The sequence below is a fragment of the Anaerocolumna sp. genome, assembly GCF_032079385.1.
GTDB lineage: Bacteria > Bacillota > Clostridia > Lachnospirales > Lachnospiraceae > Anaerocolumna.
In genome coordinates this window covers 21,424-41,985 of record NZ_DAMAUC010000022.1, presented here as the reverse complement: position 1 = coordinate 41,985, position 20,562 = coordinate 21,424, and the positions used below count along the sequence as shown (strand labels likewise).

Genomic DNA, 20,562 nt, shown 5'->3' with positions numbered 1-20,562 from the left:
TTACAAGAACGGATATCCCAATTCATTCTATAGAGTAGATAGCACTGTAAATTAAACAATAACTCAATAATCTTTAAAGAACAAATTATTAAAGAACAAATTATTAAAGAACAAATTATTAAAGAACAAATTATTAAAAGAGCAAATTATTAAAGAATAAATTATTAAAAGGACAAATTATTAAGAACAAATTATTTAAAGGGCAAATTATTAAAAGGAGAAATTATTTACGAGACAAATTATTTACGAATTAAATTATTTAAATTAGAAGCGAAGTGATAAAAGATTATCTATAAAGAAAAGAATAAAGAATTAAAAGGGCTGCTAACAGTAGAAGCGGCATTGGTATTGCCAATTTTTATTTATGCAGTATTAGCAATTGTATATTTTCTTCAAATACTTTGGTTACAGGAGAATCTTCAAAATGGTATTACAGAGACGGGATATTTTGCTGCCAAGTATGCCTACATATATGATTATATACATAATTATAAAAGCAAGGACGGTACAACTCCATTAGAAGAGAATATTCCACAAAACCAGAATATCAATGTGAGTAATGTGCCGGAAAGGTATAATGAGAAAGAAATCACAGATGAAAAATGGACTAATATAGAGAATAGTGTGGAAGGCATTATAGCCAAAGCAATTGATAGTGCCTTTTACAAGATAAAATTAAAAGACTATATTGATGTAGAAGATATCAATCAATCCTGTATCCAAGGAGGGTACTCCGGAATTCACACTTATTTATCCAGCTTTATGGAAGAAGGGGATACCATTGATATTATACTGGTCTATAAAGTAAAGCTGCCCCTTCTTTTTATTGAAGTAGATGGTATGCCAATAGTGCAGCGGGTAAGGCTTAGGGGATGGAGCGGTACTAAGGCTGCATTAAAAGGTGATGGGGAAGAAAATACCGATGATTCTGAAATTGTTTATATTACGGAACACGGCAGTGTATATCATTTAAACAAAGAATGCAGCCATTTAAAGCTGTCTATTAAAGAAGTTCGTATAGGGGATATCAAGGAATTAAGAAATAATACCGGAGGAAAATATAAAGAGTGTGAAATCTGTGATGAATATGAGATAGAATCGGAAAATCATCAAAGATATATTACAGACTATGGTGACCACTATCATAAAAGCTTAGGCTGCAGCGGATTAAAAAGAACTATAAAGGCCATTCCAAAATCAGAAGTGGGAGACAGAAGTCCTTGTAAAAGATGTGGTAAGCAGCAGGGGACTTAGAAAAGAGGGTTTATGAAGTTACACATTATTTATATCATTTTATTCCTATGGTTGCTTTTGTGCAGTATACAGGATATAAAAAAGAAAAAGATTAATATTTATCTAATACTAGCTGGACTTGCGATGCTTTTAATTGATATGTTATGGAGTGGAGAATTTAGTTTCTTATATTATTTTGGGGGAATAAGCTTAGGACTTATTTTGCTATGTATCAGTTTTATCACGAAAGGTCAAATTGGTACCGGAGATGGCCTGATTGTTTGCATTACGGGATTATGCCTTGGCTTTTCACGAAATGCCATGCTCCTTGTAATTAGCTTGCTTGGGTCTGCTATATTTTCCATTGTTTTGCTAACATTTAAATTAGCAGGGAGAAAGAAGACGATTCCTTTTGTACCATTTCTGCTCCTTGGTTACATGGGGGTGCTGCTGTTTGGATAAATCAACGGTAAAAGGCAGCTATACGGTTGAAGCTGCCTTAATCCTCCCTATGATTCTATTTATTATAGCAGGATTATTGTATTTGGGATTTTATTTACATGATAAAGTGAAAATACAATCTGTTATTAATGATATTTCTACAAAAGGACGGGAGTTGATTCAGTATGAAGCTGATTTAAAAACCGGCCTCATTGATTATGATCATTATCAAAGCCGTTTCTTTTTATATCCCTATTTTAGTGATTTTGTGGAAAAGGAAAATAATATAAATACATACCTTGCAGAGGAATTAAATAGAGGATTGTTTATAGCAAAGGTTGATTCGGTTGCTGTATCGGTCACTTTTAATAGGATTCGTATATCGGTGAATGGACATATGGATATCCCATTTATAGAGGTAAAGCAGCTCTTTACCAATTCTGGATTAACATTTAGCGATAATAATACAATGGAAATACATAATACGGAGGAGTTTATACGAGTTCTAGATGTTTTTTCCGGAGTAGCGGATAAAGTAAAATTCATAGATGATATATTGCAAAACTTGCAGAAATTAATTGGTTCAATTAAATAGTAAAATGTAAGATGAGGTGGAGATTATGTTACAGGCAGAATATATAAGAGATATTCATAACAATTACTTAATATTAAAAGGAATAAAAGATTGCCCATGTGGATATAGGACAAAAATCTTGCTGAACAACTCCATCGAAGGCTTGCTAAAAGTTGAGTTAAAGTTCATCGACCAGATGGATTTGTTCTATTATGATATCACAGACAAAAAATCATTAACAACGGCGTATGAAAACAAATCTCTGCAATATGAAGATATAAAAAAGCTGATTGGAGGAATTTTAAAAACCATTAACGGAAGTGGAGAATATTTGCTTTCAGAAAATGACTTTATCATAGATCCGGAGTATATTTTTGTTGGAGACAGTCTGGACACGGTTTCTATGTGTTATCTTGAGGGATACAAAACAAACATGTTGATTCAGTTTAGCAAACTTATGGAATATCTTATGAATAAGATAGATTATAAAGATGAAAATGCCGTGGTATTAACATATGGATTATATAAAGAAAGTCGTGAAGAAAGTTGTACATATGAAAGGCTAATGAAAGAAATTGAAAAGAAACTGCCTCTTCAAAATGTGAAGTCAGATATTAAACATAGTGAAAATACAGATAAGCATAATATAAATGATGATAATACATCCAGTGTTCATGGTACAAGAGAATATGCGAATAATTCAGGAAACTGTAGAGATTCAAACAATTATAAAGATATAAGTGTAAATGGAAATGTAAAATCTCAGAATGATTCGAAATTAAATAAGGAGACGAAAGCAGGTAAAGATTCAAGATCAAATAAAAAAACCAAAGAAAATAAAAACGCAAAAGTAAACAAAGATGTTAATACAAATAAAGATTTCAGAAAGATGTCAGATAGAAAGAATAGTACGGATAATAAATATATACTTTCCACCTTGTTGGGAAGTAAATGGAGACACATAGGGAAACTACTAAATAAAAACAGTTGGTTTAATACAGAAAAGAAAATCCAAGAAACAGGAAATACCCAATATGCCCAAGAGGGAAAAAGCAATAAACAAGGAAATGATTATCCTTTTATAGAAGAAGTTGAAAGCGATAAAGAGATACTGGTTTATGAAAAGAAAACTTATGTAATGGCTATAGGGGCGGTTCTGCTTGGTATTATACTACTGGTGGTTATACTTCGCCTCAAGCTGTTATATAATACCTTTGGCACTCAGATAGACAGTGTGAAACTCATTGGTTGCTTACTTATAATATGTTCAGGGGAAATTTATATTTTTAGTAAACTATTTAATAAAAATAATCAAATTACTAAAATGGTTACCACGGTAGAATATATAGAACCGAATCTGGAAGAAGTGATGGAAGTAAAAAACCGTAGTGAGCTATATTTGGACAAACAATCAAATATAGATATAGAAATGCAATCGGAAATACAACCTAAAAGTGATATAGCAATCCAGATGAAATTTAATGACCAAACATATTCAAACATAATGTCAGAAAGTGAATTCCGGATAGGAAAAGAAAATAAAGAAGGCAGCAAAGATGACTTTGATGGAGAGCAGGAAAGCACTACTATTTTATGGAAGGAAGAAGGAAGTGATTCTGAGAAAACTAAGATTCTGGCAGAACTATCGCCCAAAACAGAATATTATCTGGAGTCCTGTGATGATGCTAATAATACTGTAATACCTATAAAGGTATTTCCTTTCATTATAGGAAAACTTGCCACAGGCGTAAATTATAGAATACAAAATCCGGCTGTAAGTCGCAGACATGTAAAATTTATAAAAGAAAAGGAAGATATTTATTTGATAGATTTAGATTCAACAAATGGAACGTTTTTAAATGGCATGCGGTTAACAGCTCATAAATTATATAAGCTATCTTTCGATGATGAGATACTTATTGTGCAAAATAAATTTTATTGGAAGGCAGAATAAGTTAGAGTGAAATTCTTCACCACTTTATAATGCCATAAGTTAATAGAACGATGTATCGTTTGCGGAAAGTAGTTATGTGATATGTCTTTTAAGGAAAATTATAGAATATATAGCGTCATTTTATGCTCAATTATAATACCTCAATTGTTATAAATTATATGAAGAGGTTTAAAAATCTACAATAACATATACATATTTCTACAACCTTCTGCACTTAACGTAAATTTGTGTTACTATACAATAGTAATAATAAATATAAGTGAAGAGAAGTAATCCTTCTCTTAAATGTGTTTATCTCTTAGTTTTATAAGCTTATGGTTTATTCAGTTTATCGATAAATTAGATAAATCGAATGGGAGGTTGTAGTCATGATTGGAAAATATATGGGTAAAAGAAGCGGAATAGTTAGCTTATCTTTTCTTTTATTACTGTTAGCGGGCGGTGGATTGTATTATCATATTAATAGAAATACTAATTTCATTCATGTTAGCGGAGAGGCGAACAATGTATTTACAAATGGATATTTTAAAAATCTTGTAGGGATAGAGAGCATATACAAAAGATTAGGTATCAAAGAAAAGGATAAGTTACAAGTGATATGTCAAGCTTTATCCGAGCTGAGCTTAACTGAAGTAAAAGAGAGAGAAACGGATCCAACACGTGTAAAAGTCGGCAATTCATATTATCGATTTTATTATTCAGATGGTAGTTATAGAATAATTTCTTTATTGGCAAATAAGATTACAGTAGATGATAAGGTTCTCTATGAAGCAAGTGATGATATTAATAACCTTATTCGTGACCAATTTAAGTAATTATTTTAAGTGTTTAGTAAAAGGGGGCATCGCTCTTCTTTGTTCATTAATCTTGTAAAAGTATGAGGAAGGTGAATTGGACAAAGCAAAAGTATTAACTGACCTAACAACAAATGTAAATATTAAACGAGACCAATTATTACATTAAATGCCTGTTGCTTCTTTTAAAACTACATTAAAAGTGCATACACTTGTTGCTATGGGATATCTTTATAACTTTGCAAATGAGGCTGTGCTATTTTATGATCCAAATGTTTATTATAAGGTGCTAGATTATGATTGGCCAAATTATACTATAAATGGAGATGCTTACATTTGGGAAACTGCAATATACTAAATTATATTGTTAGTTTTTAGCAAGTTAGTAAAAATAAGATTGAAGGTAATATTTATGATTATAAAATATACAGCTAAAAGAATGGGGATAGTTATTTTATCTGTTCTTTTATTGCTATTAGCAGGTGGCGGATTGTATTATCATGTGAACAAAAGAAATAATATAGTTCATGTTACCGGAGAGGCGAACAATGTATTTACAAATGAATATTTTAAAAATCTTGTGGAGATAGAGGATACACCTAGAAGATTAAGTATCCAAGATAAAGATAAATTACAAGTCATATGTCAAGCTTTGTCCGAACTTAGCTTAACTGAAATAAAAGAGAGAGAAACGGATCCAGCACGTATAAAGTTCGGCCATTCACTTTATCGATTTAATTATTCAGATGGCAGTTTTAAAAGTATTGCAATGTTATCTGATCAGATTATAGTGGATAAAGTTCTTTATGAAGCAAGTGATGATATTAATAACCTTATTCGTGACCAATTTAAGTAATTATTTACATTTACCAAAACCATTTAAAACCCTTTTTACTGCTTTGCTTAACATAACCTGCTATGTTATAATTAACCGGTAGATAGTGTCAGTATAACGAATGACAAAATGATGATGGGGTGATTTTTGTGATAAGAATAGCAATTTGTGATGATGATGGGTTTATTTGCGATCAGCTGGAAGATTTATTACACATTTATGAGACGACGATTATGGAAGAAATGGATGTTGAATCATTTTTGTCCGGAGAAGAATTGTGCCAGTGTTTAAATGAAGGTGTTTTCTTTGATATTATATTCTTAGACATAGAATTGAAACTATTAAATGGTATTGAGGTCGGCAAAATAATACGTGAACAAATGTTAAATGAAATTACACAAATTATATACATATCAGGGAAAGAAAATTATGCTATGCAGCTATTTAAAATAAGGCCATTGGATTTTATAATAAAACCTTTGACTTATGAGAAAATTGCTGTGCCTTTAAAATATGCAATGAAAATAATAAATGGAAATAAAAAGCTTTTCCTTTATAAAAAAGGGCAGACAAGCTTTAAGGTACCGTTTAAAGATATTATTTATTTTGAAAGCAAAAATCGTAAAGTAAATATAATTACTGCAAATGAAATTGATACCTTTTATGGATCTCTAGAAGAAATAGCGGAGAAGTTACCATATTTTATAAATATACATAAGTCTTATTTAGTAAATTACAATTATGTATTTAAAATAGAATATCATCAATTAACGCTTTTAAATAACATTGTATTGCCGATTAGTCAAAATAACAGGAAGAAAGTTAGAGATAGATTATTAGAATTGGAAAGGGAAACTTTCAGTTATGAATAATTATGACTATGTATTTTTAATTTCAAATGTTTTGGGTACCTATACAGTCTTTAAATTCATTAGTATTTTCTTTGAAAGAACAAAAGAAAAGAGGATATTTGAAATTCCTTCTTACATAGTGTATTTTTTAGTAAGTAGTTATGTGCATCTTGTAATTCATATACCAATAATTACTTTTATAACTAATATAACGTCATTTTTCTTATTGACCTTTAATTATAAGGCAAATTTTAAAAGAAGGATTATTTCTACCATATATATGTATGTTATTTTAATGACTGTTGAACTGGTTATGGTAGTATTAACAGGTTATATAGATTTATCCATTTTTAGTGTGGATTCCCAATATTCATCTATAGCGGGAATAATGTGTATTAAATTATTTTCTTATATTATAGTTTTGATTATACAAAACTATAAAAATATAAAAAAAGGTATCGATGTACCTAATGGTTATTGGCTTTCTTTATTCATAATTCCTTTCGGTACTTTGTATGTTACCTTTTTAATTTTAGAAAGCAATAATTTATCTAATTATAGAATAGTCATAAGTATATCTATTTTACTTATTATAAATATCGTGGCGTTCTATCTGTATGATGTACTAAATAGTGTATATGAAGATAAAATTGAGAAGGCCTTATTAAAGCAGCAAAATAATTATTATCATAAACAATTTGAAATAATCGATAATTCATATAAAAATATGAAGTCTGTGCGTCATGACATTAAAAATCATTTGTCTATAATAGAAAGTTATATATATAAAGACGATGCAGAAAAAGCTATAAATTACATACAGAATATCCTTAATTCCTCATATGACGAACAGGAGTTGGCAAGATCGGGAAATTTTGATTTTGATAGTATCTTAAATTACAAATTACAAAATGCGAAATCGAAAGGCATTGAAGTTATTGTAGAAGCAAAAATTCCACAAAAAATTAATATTGAGTCTTTTGATATAGCAATAATTATTGGAAACCTTCTGGATAATGCATTTGAGGCTGTTTCAAAATTAAGTAATGATAAAAAAATAAATATACGCTTAAATTACAGGAAAAACACTTTGTATATTCATGTAAATAATACATTTGACGGAACGGTTTTTTATAAAGATGATCAAATTATTTCCACGCATAAAGACAAAGAAAATCATGGAATTGGTTTAAAGAATATAGAAAAAGCAATAAAAAAATATAATGGAACTATGGAAATAAATCACACCAACAACAATTTTACAGTGGATATATTCTTATATATTAGTTAAATAATATTATGATTTAGGCAAACCTGATTTAGGCAACCATTTAGGCAAAAAATTGAAAAAAAATTTAATTTCTACAAAAACATATATTAATTTCTACAATCTATCTCATAGAACACTTTTTTATGATAAAATAAACTACATATAACTTATTAAAAATTTTTAAATTATGAAAGGGGATTTATATAATGAAAAAACTAATTTTTAAAACTTGTGGTGTTGTAGCAAACCTGGCATTACTGGTTACGGTATTAAATGTGAATGCATCTTGTATGTTATTTGCACATCAGCCAGAATTACCAAAGGGAGCGGAAAAACTCCGTAAATTCTAGTAATGGATATATTCGATAAGGTTATTAGTGTTAATGATAATATTAAGGAAGAAGATAAAGAATTATATAAATATGGCTTACGTCAAGGTCTTTTTATTATTATTAATATCTTGACGACAATTGTATTAGGATATATTTTTAAAAATGTATGGGCGGTTGTGATTTTTACCATCGCATATTCGCCGCTACGTGTATATGCAGGGGGTTATCACACTAAAACTCAGTTAAGATGTTATATATTTTCAATGTTCTTAACAATAGCTGTAATATATGCAAATAGATATATACCTGGGACAAGCCAAAACATTATCATTATCACAATAATTAGCTGTATTACAGTGTTCAGTTTATCACCGGTTGAAGACCGTAACAAGCCATTGGATAAAGTGGAGAAGGCTGTATACAGAAAAAGATCCTTATATGTATTACTAATTGAAGTAATCTTAATAGCACTACTATTAGGTATTGGTTCTAAACGTATTGCATTGCCCGTATCTATATCACTTTTAGCTCTAAGTTTAATGCTTATAGCAGGTAAAATTAAAAATAGCTTAGAAGCAAAAAGTTAAATCCCAATATAATTATAAATTTAATTATTTGGGAAATGTCCTGCTGTTACAATAAAAGCAGCAAGTAAATCTGTTGATTTTTAATTAGATTCCATGTTAAAAAAAGGCATCCAGGTTACCCTGAATGCCTTTTTTTAGTATTATAGGTAGATACAATTTTATTATTTCCACAAATTTAATACTAAGGTTTTAAGTTATCAATTTCTTGATATTCTTAGCGTATACTGAAATTTTAAACTTTCAAATATACTGCCATAGTATTACTTATGTGAAGTTCCGACAATGATATATTAACATAAATAAGTTCAAAATTTTTCGGTATGTAAGAATTAATATATAAAAATGTTGAATTTAACAGTTTATATAATTCTAACAAAAAATCAATTCTTTTTAGCGTAAATAAACTCCAAATAGTAGCAAATAAAAGCAAATAAAAGTCACATCCCGCAGCAAATAAAAGCCGTATACCGCAAGCAAATAAAAAGCTGCATACCGTAAAGCAAATAAAAGCCCTGTACCGCAATGCTTGTAATAATAAAAAACAAATAGTATAATGATTTCAAAGAATTACGTGAAAAGATAAAATTTTCAGACTACAATTCAGCTTATTAATGGCATATATGGGGTATGCAGAAAGAGGAGGATGTATATGAAAAAGTATGTAATGGCATTGGATCAGGGAACTACTAGTTCCCGGTGCATTTTATTTGATAAGAAGGGCCAGATCTGCAGTATGGCTCAGAAAGAGTTCACACAGATTTATCCGGAGTCTGGCTGGGTGGAACACAATCCTATGGAGATATGGTCCACTCAGATTGGTGTTGCAGCAGAAGCAATTAGTAAAATAGGAGCATGTGGAGAAGAGATTGCAGGTATCGGAATCACCAATCAGAGGGAAACTACTGTTGTATGGAATAAGCATACCGGGCAACCTGTCTATAACGCTATTGTCTGGCAATGCAGAAGAACATCTGATATGATTATGGAGCTGAAAGGCTCTGGTTTTGATAAAGTAATTCAAAGTAAAACCGGTTTGATTCCAGATGCGTATTTTTCAGGCACCAAGATAAAATGGATATTAGATAACGTAGAGGGAGCAAGGGCAGATGCAGAAGCTGGAAATCTGCTATTTGGTACCGTTGACACCTGGTTGATCTGGAATCTTACAAGAGGTGAGATACATGCTACCGATTATACTAATGCCTCCAGAACCATGTTATATAATATTCACACTTTGGAGTGGGATGAAGAAATACTTACCAGATTAGATATCCCAAGGTCAATGTTACCGGAAGTAAAACCTTCCAGTTATGTATATGGATTAACAACACCCGGTATATTTAGCGATGAAATCCCCATTGCGGGAGTGGCAGGAGACCAACAGGCGGCATTATTTGGGCAAGGCTGCTTTGAATCAGGGGAATGCAAGAATACATATGGAACTGGCTGCTTCTTGTTAATGAATACCGGAGAAGAGGCGATTCAATCTAACCATGGCTTATTAACTACTATCGCTGCCAGTGACAATGACAAAGTACAATATGCTTTAGAAGGAAGCGTATTTGTTGCAGGCGCAGCCATACAGTGGTTAAGAGATGAATTACAAATTATTAAAACTGCAGCAGAGTCAGAAGAATGTGCCATGAAAGTAGAGAATAGCAACGGTGTATATGTAGTTCCTGCTTTTTCCGGCCTAGGGGCGCCTTATTGGGATCAATATGCAAGGGGTACCATAATAGGTATTACAAGAGGTGCCAATAAGAACCACATTGTCCGTGCTGTCTTGGAATCCATTGCTTATGAAGTTTATGACGTAATCAAGGCTATGGAACAGGATGCATCTTTAGCTATTAAACATCTGAAGGTAGATGGAGGAGCTTGCGCTAACAACTTTTTAATGCAATTTCAAGCTGATATTCTGGATACAACTGTTATGCGGCCGGATTGTATAGAGACCACTGCTTTAGGGGCATCCTATTTAGCAGGACTGGCAACCGGTTTCTGGAAAGATAAGAAAGAAATCAAAGAGAACTGGGCATTATCCAGAACTTTTACCTCTAACATGGAGAAGAAAGAGCGACAAGAATTAATATCTGGTTGGAAAGAGGCAGTGAAACGATCTTTTGACCAGGCAAAATAAAATAGGAACTATTTATAAATAGTATTTATAAATGAAACCAATATTGTCGATATAGTAAAGTATATGTTTTTATATATCGTAAAAACACAGAATAATAAAGGAATATAAATTATGATTTTAGATATGTTGAATTCTTGCATGATGGAAAAAGGGTTTAAAAAGATTAAGGTAAATGTGGAGAATATCTGCGTTTATTTTAGAAATATGGAGCAGGAAATATATCTTTTAACGGTATATGAAGCTTTAACGGGACAAGAGTTTGCGAAAGAACAATTCCGTAATATCCAAAGTCAGATTTATACTAATTATAATAATATGGGTCAGATACTGCATTTTCTGACCATAATCTATACCGATAACATGGAAAAGGCCCGTGAGATGTCCGGGATGGATAATAATATCTGGTACTTAGATAATAGAAACAAAAGATTAATTATTTATGAAAATCATCGAGATGATTTCTTAGGACTGCAAAGAGAGCTTGATGATATTTTATATAAAATTAAAAATGAAACCCCAGGTTATAGAACTGTTGCCGATACTGGAAGTTATAGCGCTGGAGGAAATTACGGAGCTAATAGCAATTATAGAGCCAGCGGAAGTTACGGAGCAGCCGGAAACAATGAAAACGACTATCAGGATACCGAAAGAGACAGTGGCGTAAACGATGAAGGCTATAATCAATACCGCTACAATCAGGAAAGAACCAGGAAAAAAAGAACTAAAGGTCACGTATTTACCATCACCAATCTACTTATTTTGATTAATGCATTGGTATTTCTTATTATGGAGATACGGGGTTCCACCAATGACATATACTATATGCTGGATAAAGGTGCTTTGTATTGGCCTGCTATGGAAGTTTCTCATGAATATTATCGATTCTTTACTTATATGTTCCTGCATTTTGGCTTTGATCATTTAGTCAACAATATGCTTGTTTTATTCTTTATTGGAGATAAGTTAGAGCGGATTGTAGGAAAAGTAAAGTATCTGTGTATTTATTTTGCTTCCGGACTTCTTGCAGGTATAGCTTCCTTAGGGTATAATATGTTAAAAAATAATTATGTAGTATCGGCAGGTGCTTCCGGAGCTATCTTCGGGGTAGTAGGCGCAATGGCCTTTATTGTTTTAATAAATAAAGGAAGAATCAAAGATATTAGTACAAGGCAGATGGTGGTATTTGTCTTATTAAGTCTTTATGGAGGACTAACCAGCCAGGGCATTGATAATGCAGCCCATATTGGAGGCTTACTGTCAGGAGCTGCATTGGCTGCTGTACTTTATAGAATACAAAAGAGAGACCTTGAAAGGGGATGAGAGGATGCAGATAAACATATATTATGGCGGAAGAGGTTTTATAGAAGATCCGACAATTTATGTAATCAATAAGATCACAGAAGTATTAAATGAACTTCGTGTTAAAGTAGTCCGATATAATCTATATGAAGAGAAGAATGGTATCACTATGCTGCCGAAGACATTAAAAGAAGCCGATGGAGTTATTTTGGCAACCACAGTGGAATGGCTGGGTATTGGCGGATTTATGCAGCAATTTTTAGATGCCTGCTGGCTTTATGGAGATAAGGAGCATCTAAGTAAGCTGTACATGATGCCGGTGGTCACAGCCAATGCCTATGGAGAAAGAGAAGCAGAGTTAACTTTGATTAAGTCTTGGGAGATTCTTGGAGGAATCCCATATGAAGGCATCTCCGCCTATGTGGAAGATCATGTGGATTTTGAAACAAACCTGTCATATGCACAAATTATTGAGAAAAAAGCGGAAAACTTTTACAAAGTGATAAATAAAAAAGCAAAAACATTGCCTACCAGTAACTCAGCTATAAAAAAGAATTTGTTAAAGACCAATGCATTGGATTTAACACCTCAGGAAAGTGAACAATTATCCATATATGTCTCTGATGATGCTTATGTTAAGAAACAAAAAGAAGACATTGAAGAATTAACACAATTATTCAAAGGTATGTTAGGCGGTCAAGAGGAAGGTGGCAATCAGGAATTTATAAAGAACTTTCAAAATAGCTTTTATCCTAGTAATGAATTTATCGCAAGTTATGCCATCACTATTACAGATTTGAATAAAACTTTAGTAATTGAAGTAAATGGTGACGATTTAAAATGCTTCTATGGAGAAAAGGAAGATGCAGAAGTTGTTGCAAAAACCTCTTACGAAGTTATGAATAAGTTAACAACGGGAAGAATGACATTTCAAAGAGCATTTATGTCCGGAGAATTAACTGCCAAAGGAAATTTTAAAATCTTACGTACATTTGATCAGGTATTTCGCTTTAAATCATTTTAAAAATAAAAAAGCGCTTACCCATCATCAAAATATAGGGATACTATATAGACGATGGAGTAAGCATATATAATAAGGTTTGTTTATAAGCATAGTCACCTACAAAGGTAATGTAATGAGAAAACTTGTCTTTTCCTCGGTAGAGGATACTTTCATTGTGCCTTCATGGGCCCTGATGATTCTTGATGAAATTGCTAATCCAAGCCCTGTTCCTCCGGCTTTATATGTAACAAAAGGCTTAAAGATAGTAGATATTTCATCTTCAGGTATCATCTGTCCATTATTATGAACGGCTATGGTAATATGTGTGGGAGTATAAGCCTTGCATTCAATGTGAATATAATTTCCTGCCTTGGTTGCATCAAAAGCATTACGAATTAAATTGGTAAAGACCTGTTTCATCTTAATTCTATCGTAAGAAAATTGGGTAAAGTAAGGCTTATCATTATCTTCAATAGCTAATGATAAATGGATGCCACGTTGTTCCGCTTGAGGATAAAAGGCACTTAATACTGAATTAAGTAATAGAAGTAAATCCTGCTTTTCAATAGAGATCTTTTCGCTATTATTATAAAAGCTAAGATCTGTTAGTAAAACTTCTAATTCGTTAATATCTTCATTTAACTGGGTCCAGTATTTAAAGTCCTTTGCCTCAGGGTGATTAGATTCAATTAATTGAACGGTACTTTTAATTAAGGTTAAAGGATTTCTTAATTCATGGGAAAAGTGGGAAATTAATAATTTGCCGTTTTCATTAGATTTATTTAAGAAATAAGCAAATTCTTCATTTGATTTTATTAATTCTTGCAATTGTAATTCTTCTTCCTTAGTGTACATTATTTTCACCTCCTGGGGTAATCTTAGCAGAATATAAGATTTTATACAATAAAAACTCATATACAAGAAACGACAACCAAGTCAAATTAAAACTTAGAAAAAAATAAAATACTAGCATTAGAAATATAATAAAACCAAATTCGACAAGTAAGGGAGGAAGAAAAATGAATGATAATTGTATATTTTGTAAGATAATTGGGAAAGAAATTCCGTCGACAACATTATACGAGGATGAAGATTTTTGTATTATTATGGATATTTCTCCGGCTTCCAAAGGACATGCTATTTTATTAGTAAAAAAACATGTGCCTAATATTTTTGAATTGGATGCCGAACTTGCTTCTAAAGCTTTAGTAGTTGTATCTAAAGTTGCTAAAGCCATGAAAGAAGAATTAAAATGTGACGGAATGAATATATTACAAAACAATGGCGAAGCAGCAGGACAAACCGTCTTCCATCTCCATATTCATCTAATTCCCAGATATAAGGACGATCAGGTAAATATAACCTGGAACCCGGGAAAATACGGTGAGGGAGAAGCAGCAGCTCTGGCAGATGCAATCCGCAAAAGATTATAGTTTCAAACTGCGATTTGACGGCTGTTATGAATTAGCAGCTATTGCTGATCAGACGGTTATTATCAATGTGGCTGGAATCTAAAGAAAAGGCGTATCCATACTTTATCCCGTTTACCGGTGATGAAATATGGATACGCCATCTGTTTTCTATAGGGCTGTATCTTTAATAATCTTCATAATAGTATCAATGGAATTATTTAAATTACTTTTACTCATTGCATCTATATAAGCCGTTCGGTTGTTATATACACTATGCACTGCCTCTAATAGAGAATCTGAAGTTAAGGCTTCCTCTTTTACAACATAACTAAAACCTTGGCGCTCAAAGGATTCTGCATTGAGAATCTGGTCACCCCTGCTGGAAGCTGCAGATAAAGGTATTAGAATGTGTGGTTTTCTTAAAGCCAGCAGCTCGCAGATTGCATTGGCGCCCGCTCTGGAGATAACAATATCTGCGGCATCTAACAAATCACTTAATTCCTTCTTAATATATTCAAACTGGATGTATCCGGGCAGGTTATTGAACTTGGGATCTGCCTTGTCCTTTCCGCATAAATGAATGACCTGGTATTGCTTAAGTAAAGTCGGAAGAACTCCCCGGACAGCTTCATTTACCACAACAGAACCGGTACTGCCACCGATAACCAGGATTACCGGCTTATTCGCTGTAAAACCGCAAAAGTCCAGACCTGCCAGCTTGTTTCCTGAGAACAGTTCCTGTCTGATAGGGGTTCCGGTCAATATGGCTTTTCCCTCTGGAAGGTATTTTACGGTTTCAGGAAAATTGGCACATACCTTTTTTGCGGAAGGAATGCAGAGTTTATTAGCCAGGCCGGGAGTCATGTCGGACTCGTGAATAATAGCCGGTATACCTCTTCTTTTAGCTGCTAAAACTACAGGAACGGTAACGAATCCGCCTTTGGAAAAAACCACATCGGGTTTTAACTTCTTTAGTAATGAATTAGCTTCAAACATTCCTTTTATCACTTTAAAAGGATCGCTGAAATTCTTTGGGTCAAAATATCGTCTCAATTTACCGGAGGATATTCCGTAATAAGGAATCCCAAGATCTTCAATAAGTTTTCTCTCTATTCCATCATAAGAGCCAATGTAATGTACATCAAAGCCTTCTTTTGTAAGTGCAGGTAAAAGAGCAATATTAGGAGTAACATGTCCTGCTGTTCCACCGCCGGTTAAGACTATGCGTTTCATTACCTATCTCCTCCATTCCTTTAAGGCTTTGGATAATTGGTCGGGACATGATGTGGATTTATAACCACATTGGATACCTTCCAAACGGGAAATCACATCATCTACGGGCATGCCGACTACCAGTTTTGAGATTCCAGCAGCATTTCCTGAGCATCCACCTTTAAAGTTTACATTCTTTATAACATTTTCTTCAATTTCAAATGATATTTCGGAGCAACAAACACCGGAAGTTTTGTAAATCATAAAAAATCCCTTTCTATGTATCATATACTGTATTTTGAATTTTACAATAACTTACTATATCAATACACCTCTTTATTATAACCACAATTGTATGAAATCGCAATGATATTCTCTATAATCTTTGGAGATTCCGTCTCTATTTGAAATCGAATCCCCAAAAGTAAAGTAAAGAACTTTTATATATAAATAAACAAAAATCACAAAAAACAAGGTTTAAAAACAACATAAAACAATTTGAATTAAGCATTTACAAAGAAAAACATTGATATATAGTTGAACTTTAAGATGCAAATAGAACAAAATTAGTATGATATACCCTCCTTTTATATCGAAATTTTGTGCTTTATATATAAAAATAAATTAATAACATCAAATAAAATAATTTTTTCATAAAAATGTTGTAAATTTTGTGTGTTAGTGTTATTATATAGTTGTTTAGGAAGAAAAGCCATAAGAATATGGTTAGATTCCACAAAAACAACATAACTCAAATGACCTGCATACCGGTTCTATTTTTATCAATCAAAATTATACTTATGTATTCGATCCGGAGTTTGCATTTTACGGGTCCATGGGTTATGATGCTGGTAACGTAATAGCGAACATGTTCTTTGCTTGGTGCCATGGTGATGCAACCATCCAAGATGAAGTGAAAAAAGCGGATTTTTCTGGATGGGTATTAGACACCATTGAAGAAATTGTGGATAAATTCATTGCAAAATTCAAAGCAGTATTTAAAGAAAATATTACAGATATTATGGCTAAAACAGAAGGCTTCTTAGAATGGTATTTTGGCACGGTGCTAGCAGAAAGAATTGTTATTACATTAGCAAAAGACTACATCATGAACCGTACAAGTTTCAAATGCGGTGCTGATTATAGAAAAGCAATTGAAAAAGCTGTGGCAAAAATCAACTAGAATATCCAAGCAACTTACACAGAAAGGAAGAACAATATGAGCAACAAAAAGTCAATTATGGACTATGAAACCGTAGCCCTTGATGATGGAAAAAGTGCCTTAGTCATCATCGACCAAACGCAACTTCCATATAACACAGAAATACTGGAATTAACAAAACAAGAAGATATCTGGGATGCAATTTATCTACTGAAAGTCAGAGGGGCACCTGCTATTGGTGTAGCTGCCGCAATTGGTATCTATTTAGCAGCCAAAGAAATAAAAGCAGAAACTTATGATGAATTCTATCAGCAATTTTCAAAGGCAAAAGAATATCTGGCATCTGCCCGTCCTACAGCAGTTAATTTATTCTGGGCATTAGACCGTATGGACGATGTAGTAAAAGCCAATAAAGATAAATCCGTAGCAGAGATCAAAGAACTACTTCATAAAGAAGCAGTTGAAATTAAAGAAGAAGATATCTGGGTATGCAAGCAAATCGGTGAATACGGACTAAGTCTTGTTAAGCCGGGAGATGGGTTATTGACTCACTGTAATGCAGGACAACTGGCAACAGCAAAATATGGTACTGCAACAGCCCTAATGTATCTTGGCCAGGAACGAGGATATAACTTTAAGATTTTTGCTGATGAAACAAGACCTTTACTTCAAGGAGCAAGATTAACTGCTTATGAATTACATGAATCCGGTCTTGATGTTACTTTAATCTGCGATAATATGTCTGCAACAGTAATGAAAAATGGGTGGGTAAATGCAGTATTTGTAGGCTGTGACCGTGTTGCTGCCAATGGTGATACTGCCAACAAGATTGGTACCTCTGTAGTTGCAACGGTTGCAAAGAGATACAACGTTCCTGTTTATATCTGTGCACCTACTTCTACCATTGATTTAAATACTAAGACAGGAGCAGATATCCATATTGAGCAAAGACCTGCTGAAGAAATAACTGAAATGTGGTATAAGAAACGTATGGCTCCGGAGGGAGTTAAGGTATTCAACCCTGCATTTGATGTTACAGATAATGATTTAATAGCGGGAATTGTTACGGAATATGGTATTGCTAGAGCGCCTTACACAGAATCATTAAAAGAAATATTTGCAAAAAAGGAAGCGGCTAAAGCAGCCAAAGAGACTAAATAATCGAAGTAAATATTATATAGGATCAGTATAGGATGCTCCCTTTATATACAGGAAGAAGGGCTGTTGCAAGTTTTGCAACAGCCCATTCTAACTAAAAAAGTCCTTATTTGCATGGATAATATATAACATTATTCTCGGCTAAGAAATTAGTCCAGCCTTGATCCAATTGTTTATCCGTAATCACGCCGTCAATATCCTCAAATCCGCAAATACTGATGAAAGAGGTTTTATCGAACTTAGAATAATCTGCCACAACGTAAATTTTGTTACTTCTTTTTAATAGCTTTTGTCTGATTTCGGACATAGCTTCGTTGGAATCTGTTACGCCATGAGTTTGAGACAACGAGCGGCATGACATAAAGGTTTTGTCTACATAATAACTTTCCAGGGAAGATAACGCGCTTCGACCAATAAAGGACATATTATTGGAATTAAACAAGCCTCCAATGGAAATCAGCCGAATGTTTGGAGAATCCGTAAGCAGGTTAATTACTTTTAGGGAATTCGTTAATACAGTTAAGCGCATTTCGCGAATGGATTTTGCAATGAAAAGTGCAGTAGTGGATGCGTCTAAAAATATGGAATCTCCATTGTGAATGATTTCGGCACATTTTTTAGCGATTAACTGTTTGCTGTCTGTATACGCAGTTTCCCGTAAGGACAGCTCTACTTCATTTTGTACGCCATCTTGAATAAATGCACCGCCATAAGTACGAATGAGAAAACCTTCATCCTCTAAAGTTTTTAGATCCCTTCTTATTGTTTCTTCTGTAACAGAAAAATCTTTTGCTAATTCTGATACGATGACACTTTTCTTTTCCAGAATAATGTCTTTGATTTTTGCTTTTCGTGTTACTGCAAGCATTATTTAAACCCTCCAAACTCATTTTTGATATTGTTGTTTTCAGAGATTATTATCACATAATCTTTCAAGTTTGTAAAGAAAATTTGCGAAAAATTTGGTAAATAATATAAAAAACAAAACAAAACAAAATAAATAGAAATAAAATATTGACAAAACCACATAAAAATAGTAAAATTTAAATGCAATCAAACAAAATTTTTAATTAAAGTTCAGATAAAATCAGTAATACGGCAGCACAATCAAGTCTGACAAAACCACATTACAAAACAACATTTACATAAAAAGGAGGAAGAAGGTGACTATGAAATGATGACAATCCAAGGGAAAAGATATCCTTCCGATTTTGAAGCTAAAAAAGCAATTCTTGAAATTGGTAAGAGAATGTATATGAAAGGGTTTGTCGCAGCCAACGATGGCAATATTAGTTGCAAGGTTGGTCCTAACATCATATGGACTACACCTACTGGAGTATCAAAAGGATTTATGACAATGGACATGCTGGTGAAGATGGATTTTAACGGTGAGATATTAGCTGGTAATCGCAAACCCTCTTCAGAAGTAAAAATGCATCTTAGAGTCTATGAAGAAAATCCTGAGGTAATGGCAGTCACTCATGCACATCCGCCGGTTGCAACTTCCTTTGCAATTGCAGGTATTAGTCTGGACAGACCAATACTTCCCGAGGCTATTGTACAATTAGGCTCCGTTCCAATCGCTCATTATGCTACACCGGGTACTCAAGAAGTTCCCGATTCCATTGCACCATTTTGTAAGACGCACAATGGTGTATTACTGGCAAATCATGGAGCATTGAGCTGGGGAAGGGATGTTTTTGAAGCATTTTTCCGTTTGGAATCTATTGAATATTATGCAACGGTATTAATGTATACCGGACAAATAATTGGAAAACAAAACGAACTATCCTGCGATCAGGTTAATGAATTAATAAATACCAGAAAGAAATTAGGAATTAACACAGGGGGTATTCCAAACTGTTCAACAAGAACAACCAATACCCAGGATGTTTTATCTTCTGAACCTTTACAGACAGAGCAGGTAATGGGAATTTCACAAATTCAGCCTCAGTCTCAACCTCAAACCCATCTGTCAGGGGTTACACCATTAGTAAGTCCAGGCGCCCCTTCACAAGATACTGGCTGTGGGTGCGGAGGAACTGTAATAGCCCCGAAGGAACAAGCAACTATGACAAACAAAACCAAAGAAGAAATTATAGCTGAGGTTGTAAGAAGAGTCACAGAAGAAGTTGCGAAGCTTTAGGCGGCACCGCCAAATATGCAAGCAGATGCGGCATGCAATAGGAGAGAAATTCGCTAATGGTTCTTATATGATAGAAATCGCGCCAATATTTAAAAATTAAGAACTCCTCGGTTTTGCACCTATTATTTACGGGGCAAAACCGAGGAGTTCTTAATTTTT

At 33.2% G+C, this 20,562-nt stretch carries 22 protein-coding genes; 18 read left to right on the top strand and 4 right to left on the bottom strand.

The genetic code is table 11. The features are described 5' to 3' along the window. Positions 1–348: 348 nt before the first annotated feature. The 14 genes from RT261_RS15955 to RT261_RS15890 all read left to right on the top strand — a co-directional run bounded on the left by RT261_RS15955 (position 349) and on the right by RT261_RS15890 (position 13,334). Positions 349–1,254, top strand: a complete 906-nt coding sequence (locus RT261_RS15955; RefSeq protein WP_313133953.1) for a hypothetical protein — start codon at positions 349–351, stop codon at positions 1,252–1,254. A 12-nt stretch (positions 1,255–1,266) separates the two neighbouring features. Then, positions 1,267–1,695 (top strand): prepilin peptidase, encoded by a 429-nt coding sequence (locus RT261_RS15950; protein ID WP_313133951.1) that lies wholly within the window; start codon positions 1,267–1,269, stop codon positions 1,693–1,695. After that, a complete protein-coding gene (locus RT261_RS15945) occupies positions 1,688–2,269 on the top strand; it encodes a TadE family protein (RefSeq protein ID WP_313133950.1) in 582 nt (193 codons plus the stop codon). The genes RT261_RS15950 and RT261_RS15945 overlap by 8 nt, the downstream gene beginning before the upstream one ends. 25 nt (positions 2,270–2,294) lie before the next feature. Further along, a complete protein-coding gene (locus tag RT261_RS15940; RefSeq protein ID WP_313133947.1) occupies positions 2,295–4,202 on the top strand; it encodes a DUF6382 domain-containing protein in 1,908 nt (635 codons plus the stop codon). A gap of 368 nt (positions 4,203–4,570) precedes the next feature. Then, positions 4,571–5,017, top strand: a complete 447-nt coding sequence (locus RT261_RS15935; protein ID WP_313133946.1) for a hypothetical protein — start codon at positions 4,571–4,573, stop codon at positions 5,015–5,017. A 148-nt stretch (positions 5,018–5,165) separates the two neighbouring features. Continuing rightward, positions 5,166–5,354 carry a hypothetical protein gene (locus tag RT261_RS15930; protein WP_313133944.1) on the top strand — a complete coding sequence of 63 codons (189 nt, stop codon included), beginning with the start codon at positions 5,166–5,168 and terminating at the stop codon, positions 5,352–5,354. A 54-nt stretch (positions 5,355–5,408) separates the two neighbouring features. Then, positions 5,409–5,852 carry a hypothetical protein gene (locus tag RT261_RS15925; RefSeq protein WP_313133942.1) on the top strand — a complete coding sequence of 148 codons (444 nt, stop codon included), beginning with the start codon at positions 5,409–5,411 and terminating at the stop codon, positions 5,850–5,852. Between the two features lie 128 nt (positions 5,853–5,980). Further along, a complete protein-coding gene (locus tag RT261_RS15920) occupies positions 5,981–6,703 on the top strand; it encodes a LytR/AlgR family response regulator transcription factor (protein WP_313133941.1) in 723 nt (240 codons plus the stop codon). After that, entirely contained in the window at positions 6,696–7,973 is a 1,278-nt protein-coding gene (locus RT261_RS15915; RefSeq protein ID WP_313133939.1) for a sensor histidine kinase, read from the top strand. The genes RT261_RS15920 and RT261_RS15915 overlap by 8 nt, the downstream gene beginning before the upstream one ends. A gap of 185 nt (positions 7,974–8,158) precedes the next feature. Next, entirely contained in the window at positions 8,159–8,302 is a 144-nt protein-coding gene (locus RT261_RS15910) for a cyclic lactone autoinducer peptide (RefSeq protein WP_091686977.1), read from the top strand. Positions 8,303–8,304: 2 nt separating this feature from the next. Further along, a complete protein-coding gene (locus RT261_RS15905) occupies positions 8,305–8,871 on the top strand; it encodes an accessory gene regulator B family protein (RefSeq protein ID WP_313133937.1) in 567 nt (188 codons plus the stop codon). A gap of 649 nt (positions 8,872–9,520) precedes the next feature. Next, positions 9,521–11,011, top strand: coding sequence for a glycerol kinase GlpK (glpK, locus tag RT261_RS15900; protein WP_313133936.1), 1,491 nt, complete (start codon positions 9,521–9,523; stop codon positions 11,009–11,011). A 111-nt stretch (positions 11,012–11,122) separates the two neighbouring features. After that, positions 11,123–12,331, top strand: a complete 1,209-nt coding sequence (locus RT261_RS15895; protein ID WP_313133935.1) for a rhomboid family intramembrane serine protease — start codon at positions 11,123–11,125, stop codon at positions 12,329–12,331. Positions 12,332–12,335: 4 nt separating this feature from the next. Continuing rightward, entirely contained in the window at positions 12,336–13,334 is a 999-nt protein-coding gene (locus RT261_RS15890) for an SCP2 sterol-binding domain-containing protein (protein WP_313133933.1), read from the top strand. 96 nt (positions 13,335–13,430) lie between these two features. On the opposite strand, the gene RT261_RS15885 is transcribed toward RT261_RS15890, so the two are convergent. Next, positions 13,431–14,168, bottom strand: coding sequence for a sensor histidine kinase (locus RT261_RS15885; RefSeq protein WP_313133932.1), 738 nt, complete (start codon positions 14,166–14,168; stop codon positions 13,431–13,433). A 164-nt stretch (positions 14,169–14,332) separates the two neighbouring features. Here RT261_RS15885 and RT261_RS15880 point away from each other — a divergent pair, with 164 nt between their 5' ends. Next, positions 14,333–14,746: an HIT family protein gene (locus RT261_RS15880; RefSeq protein WP_313133931.1), complete on the top strand. Its 414-nt coding sequence runs from the start codon at positions 14,333–14,335 to the stop codon at positions 14,744–14,746. Between the two features lie 147 nt (positions 14,747–14,893). Here the strand turns inward: RT261_RS15880 and RT261_RS15875 are convergent, their stop codons facing one another. Both RT261_RS15875 and RT261_RS15870 read right to left on the bottom strand, forming a co-directional pair. Next, on the bottom strand, positions 14,894–15,958 hold the full coding sequence (locus tag RT261_RS15875; RefSeq protein WP_313133929.1) for an undecaprenyldiphospho-muramoylpentapeptide beta-N-acetylglucosaminyltransferase: 1,065 nt from the start codon (positions 15,956–15,958) through the stop codon (positions 14,894–14,896). A 3-nt stretch (positions 15,959–15,961) separates the two neighbouring features. Beyond that, positions 15,962–16,201, bottom strand: coding sequence for a TIGR03905 family TSCPD domain-containing protein (locus RT261_RS15870; RefSeq protein ID WP_313133999.1), 240 nt, complete (start codon positions 16,199–16,201; stop codon positions 15,962–15,964). Between the two features lie 571 nt (positions 16,202–16,772). Between RT261_RS15870 and RT261_RS15865 the strand changes: the two genes are divergently transcribed. After that, positions 16,773–17,120, top strand: coding sequence for a hypothetical protein (locus tag RT261_RS15865; RefSeq protein WP_313133928.1), 348 nt, complete (start codon positions 16,773–16,775; stop codon positions 17,118–17,120). A 36-nt stretch (positions 17,121–17,156) separates the two neighbouring features. Beyond that, complete coding sequence (gene mtnA / locus RT261_RS15860) at positions 17,157–18,260, top strand: S-methyl-5-thioribose-1-phosphate isomerase (RefSeq protein ID WP_313133926.1); 1,104 nt, start codon at positions 17,157–17,159, stop codon at positions 18,258–18,260. A gap of 103 nt (positions 18,261–18,363) precedes the next feature. Here the strand turns inward: mtnA and RT261_RS15855 are convergent, their stop codons facing one another. After that, positions 18,364–19,125 carry a DeoR/GlpR family DNA-binding transcription regulator gene (locus RT261_RS15855; RefSeq protein WP_313133924.1) on the bottom strand — a complete coding sequence of 254 codons (762 nt, stop codon included), beginning with the start codon at positions 19,123–19,125 and terminating at the stop codon, positions 18,364–18,366. 306 nt (positions 19,126–19,431) lie between these two features. On the opposite strand from RT261_RS15855, the gene RT261_RS15850 reads away from it, so the two are divergent. Continuing rightward, on the top strand, positions 19,432–20,403 hold the full coding sequence (locus RT261_RS15850; RefSeq protein ID WP_313133923.1) for a class II aldolase/adducin family protein: 972 nt from the start codon (positions 19,432–19,434) through the stop codon (positions 20,401–20,403). The last annotated feature ends 159 nt before the right edge of the window (positions 20,404–20,562 follow it).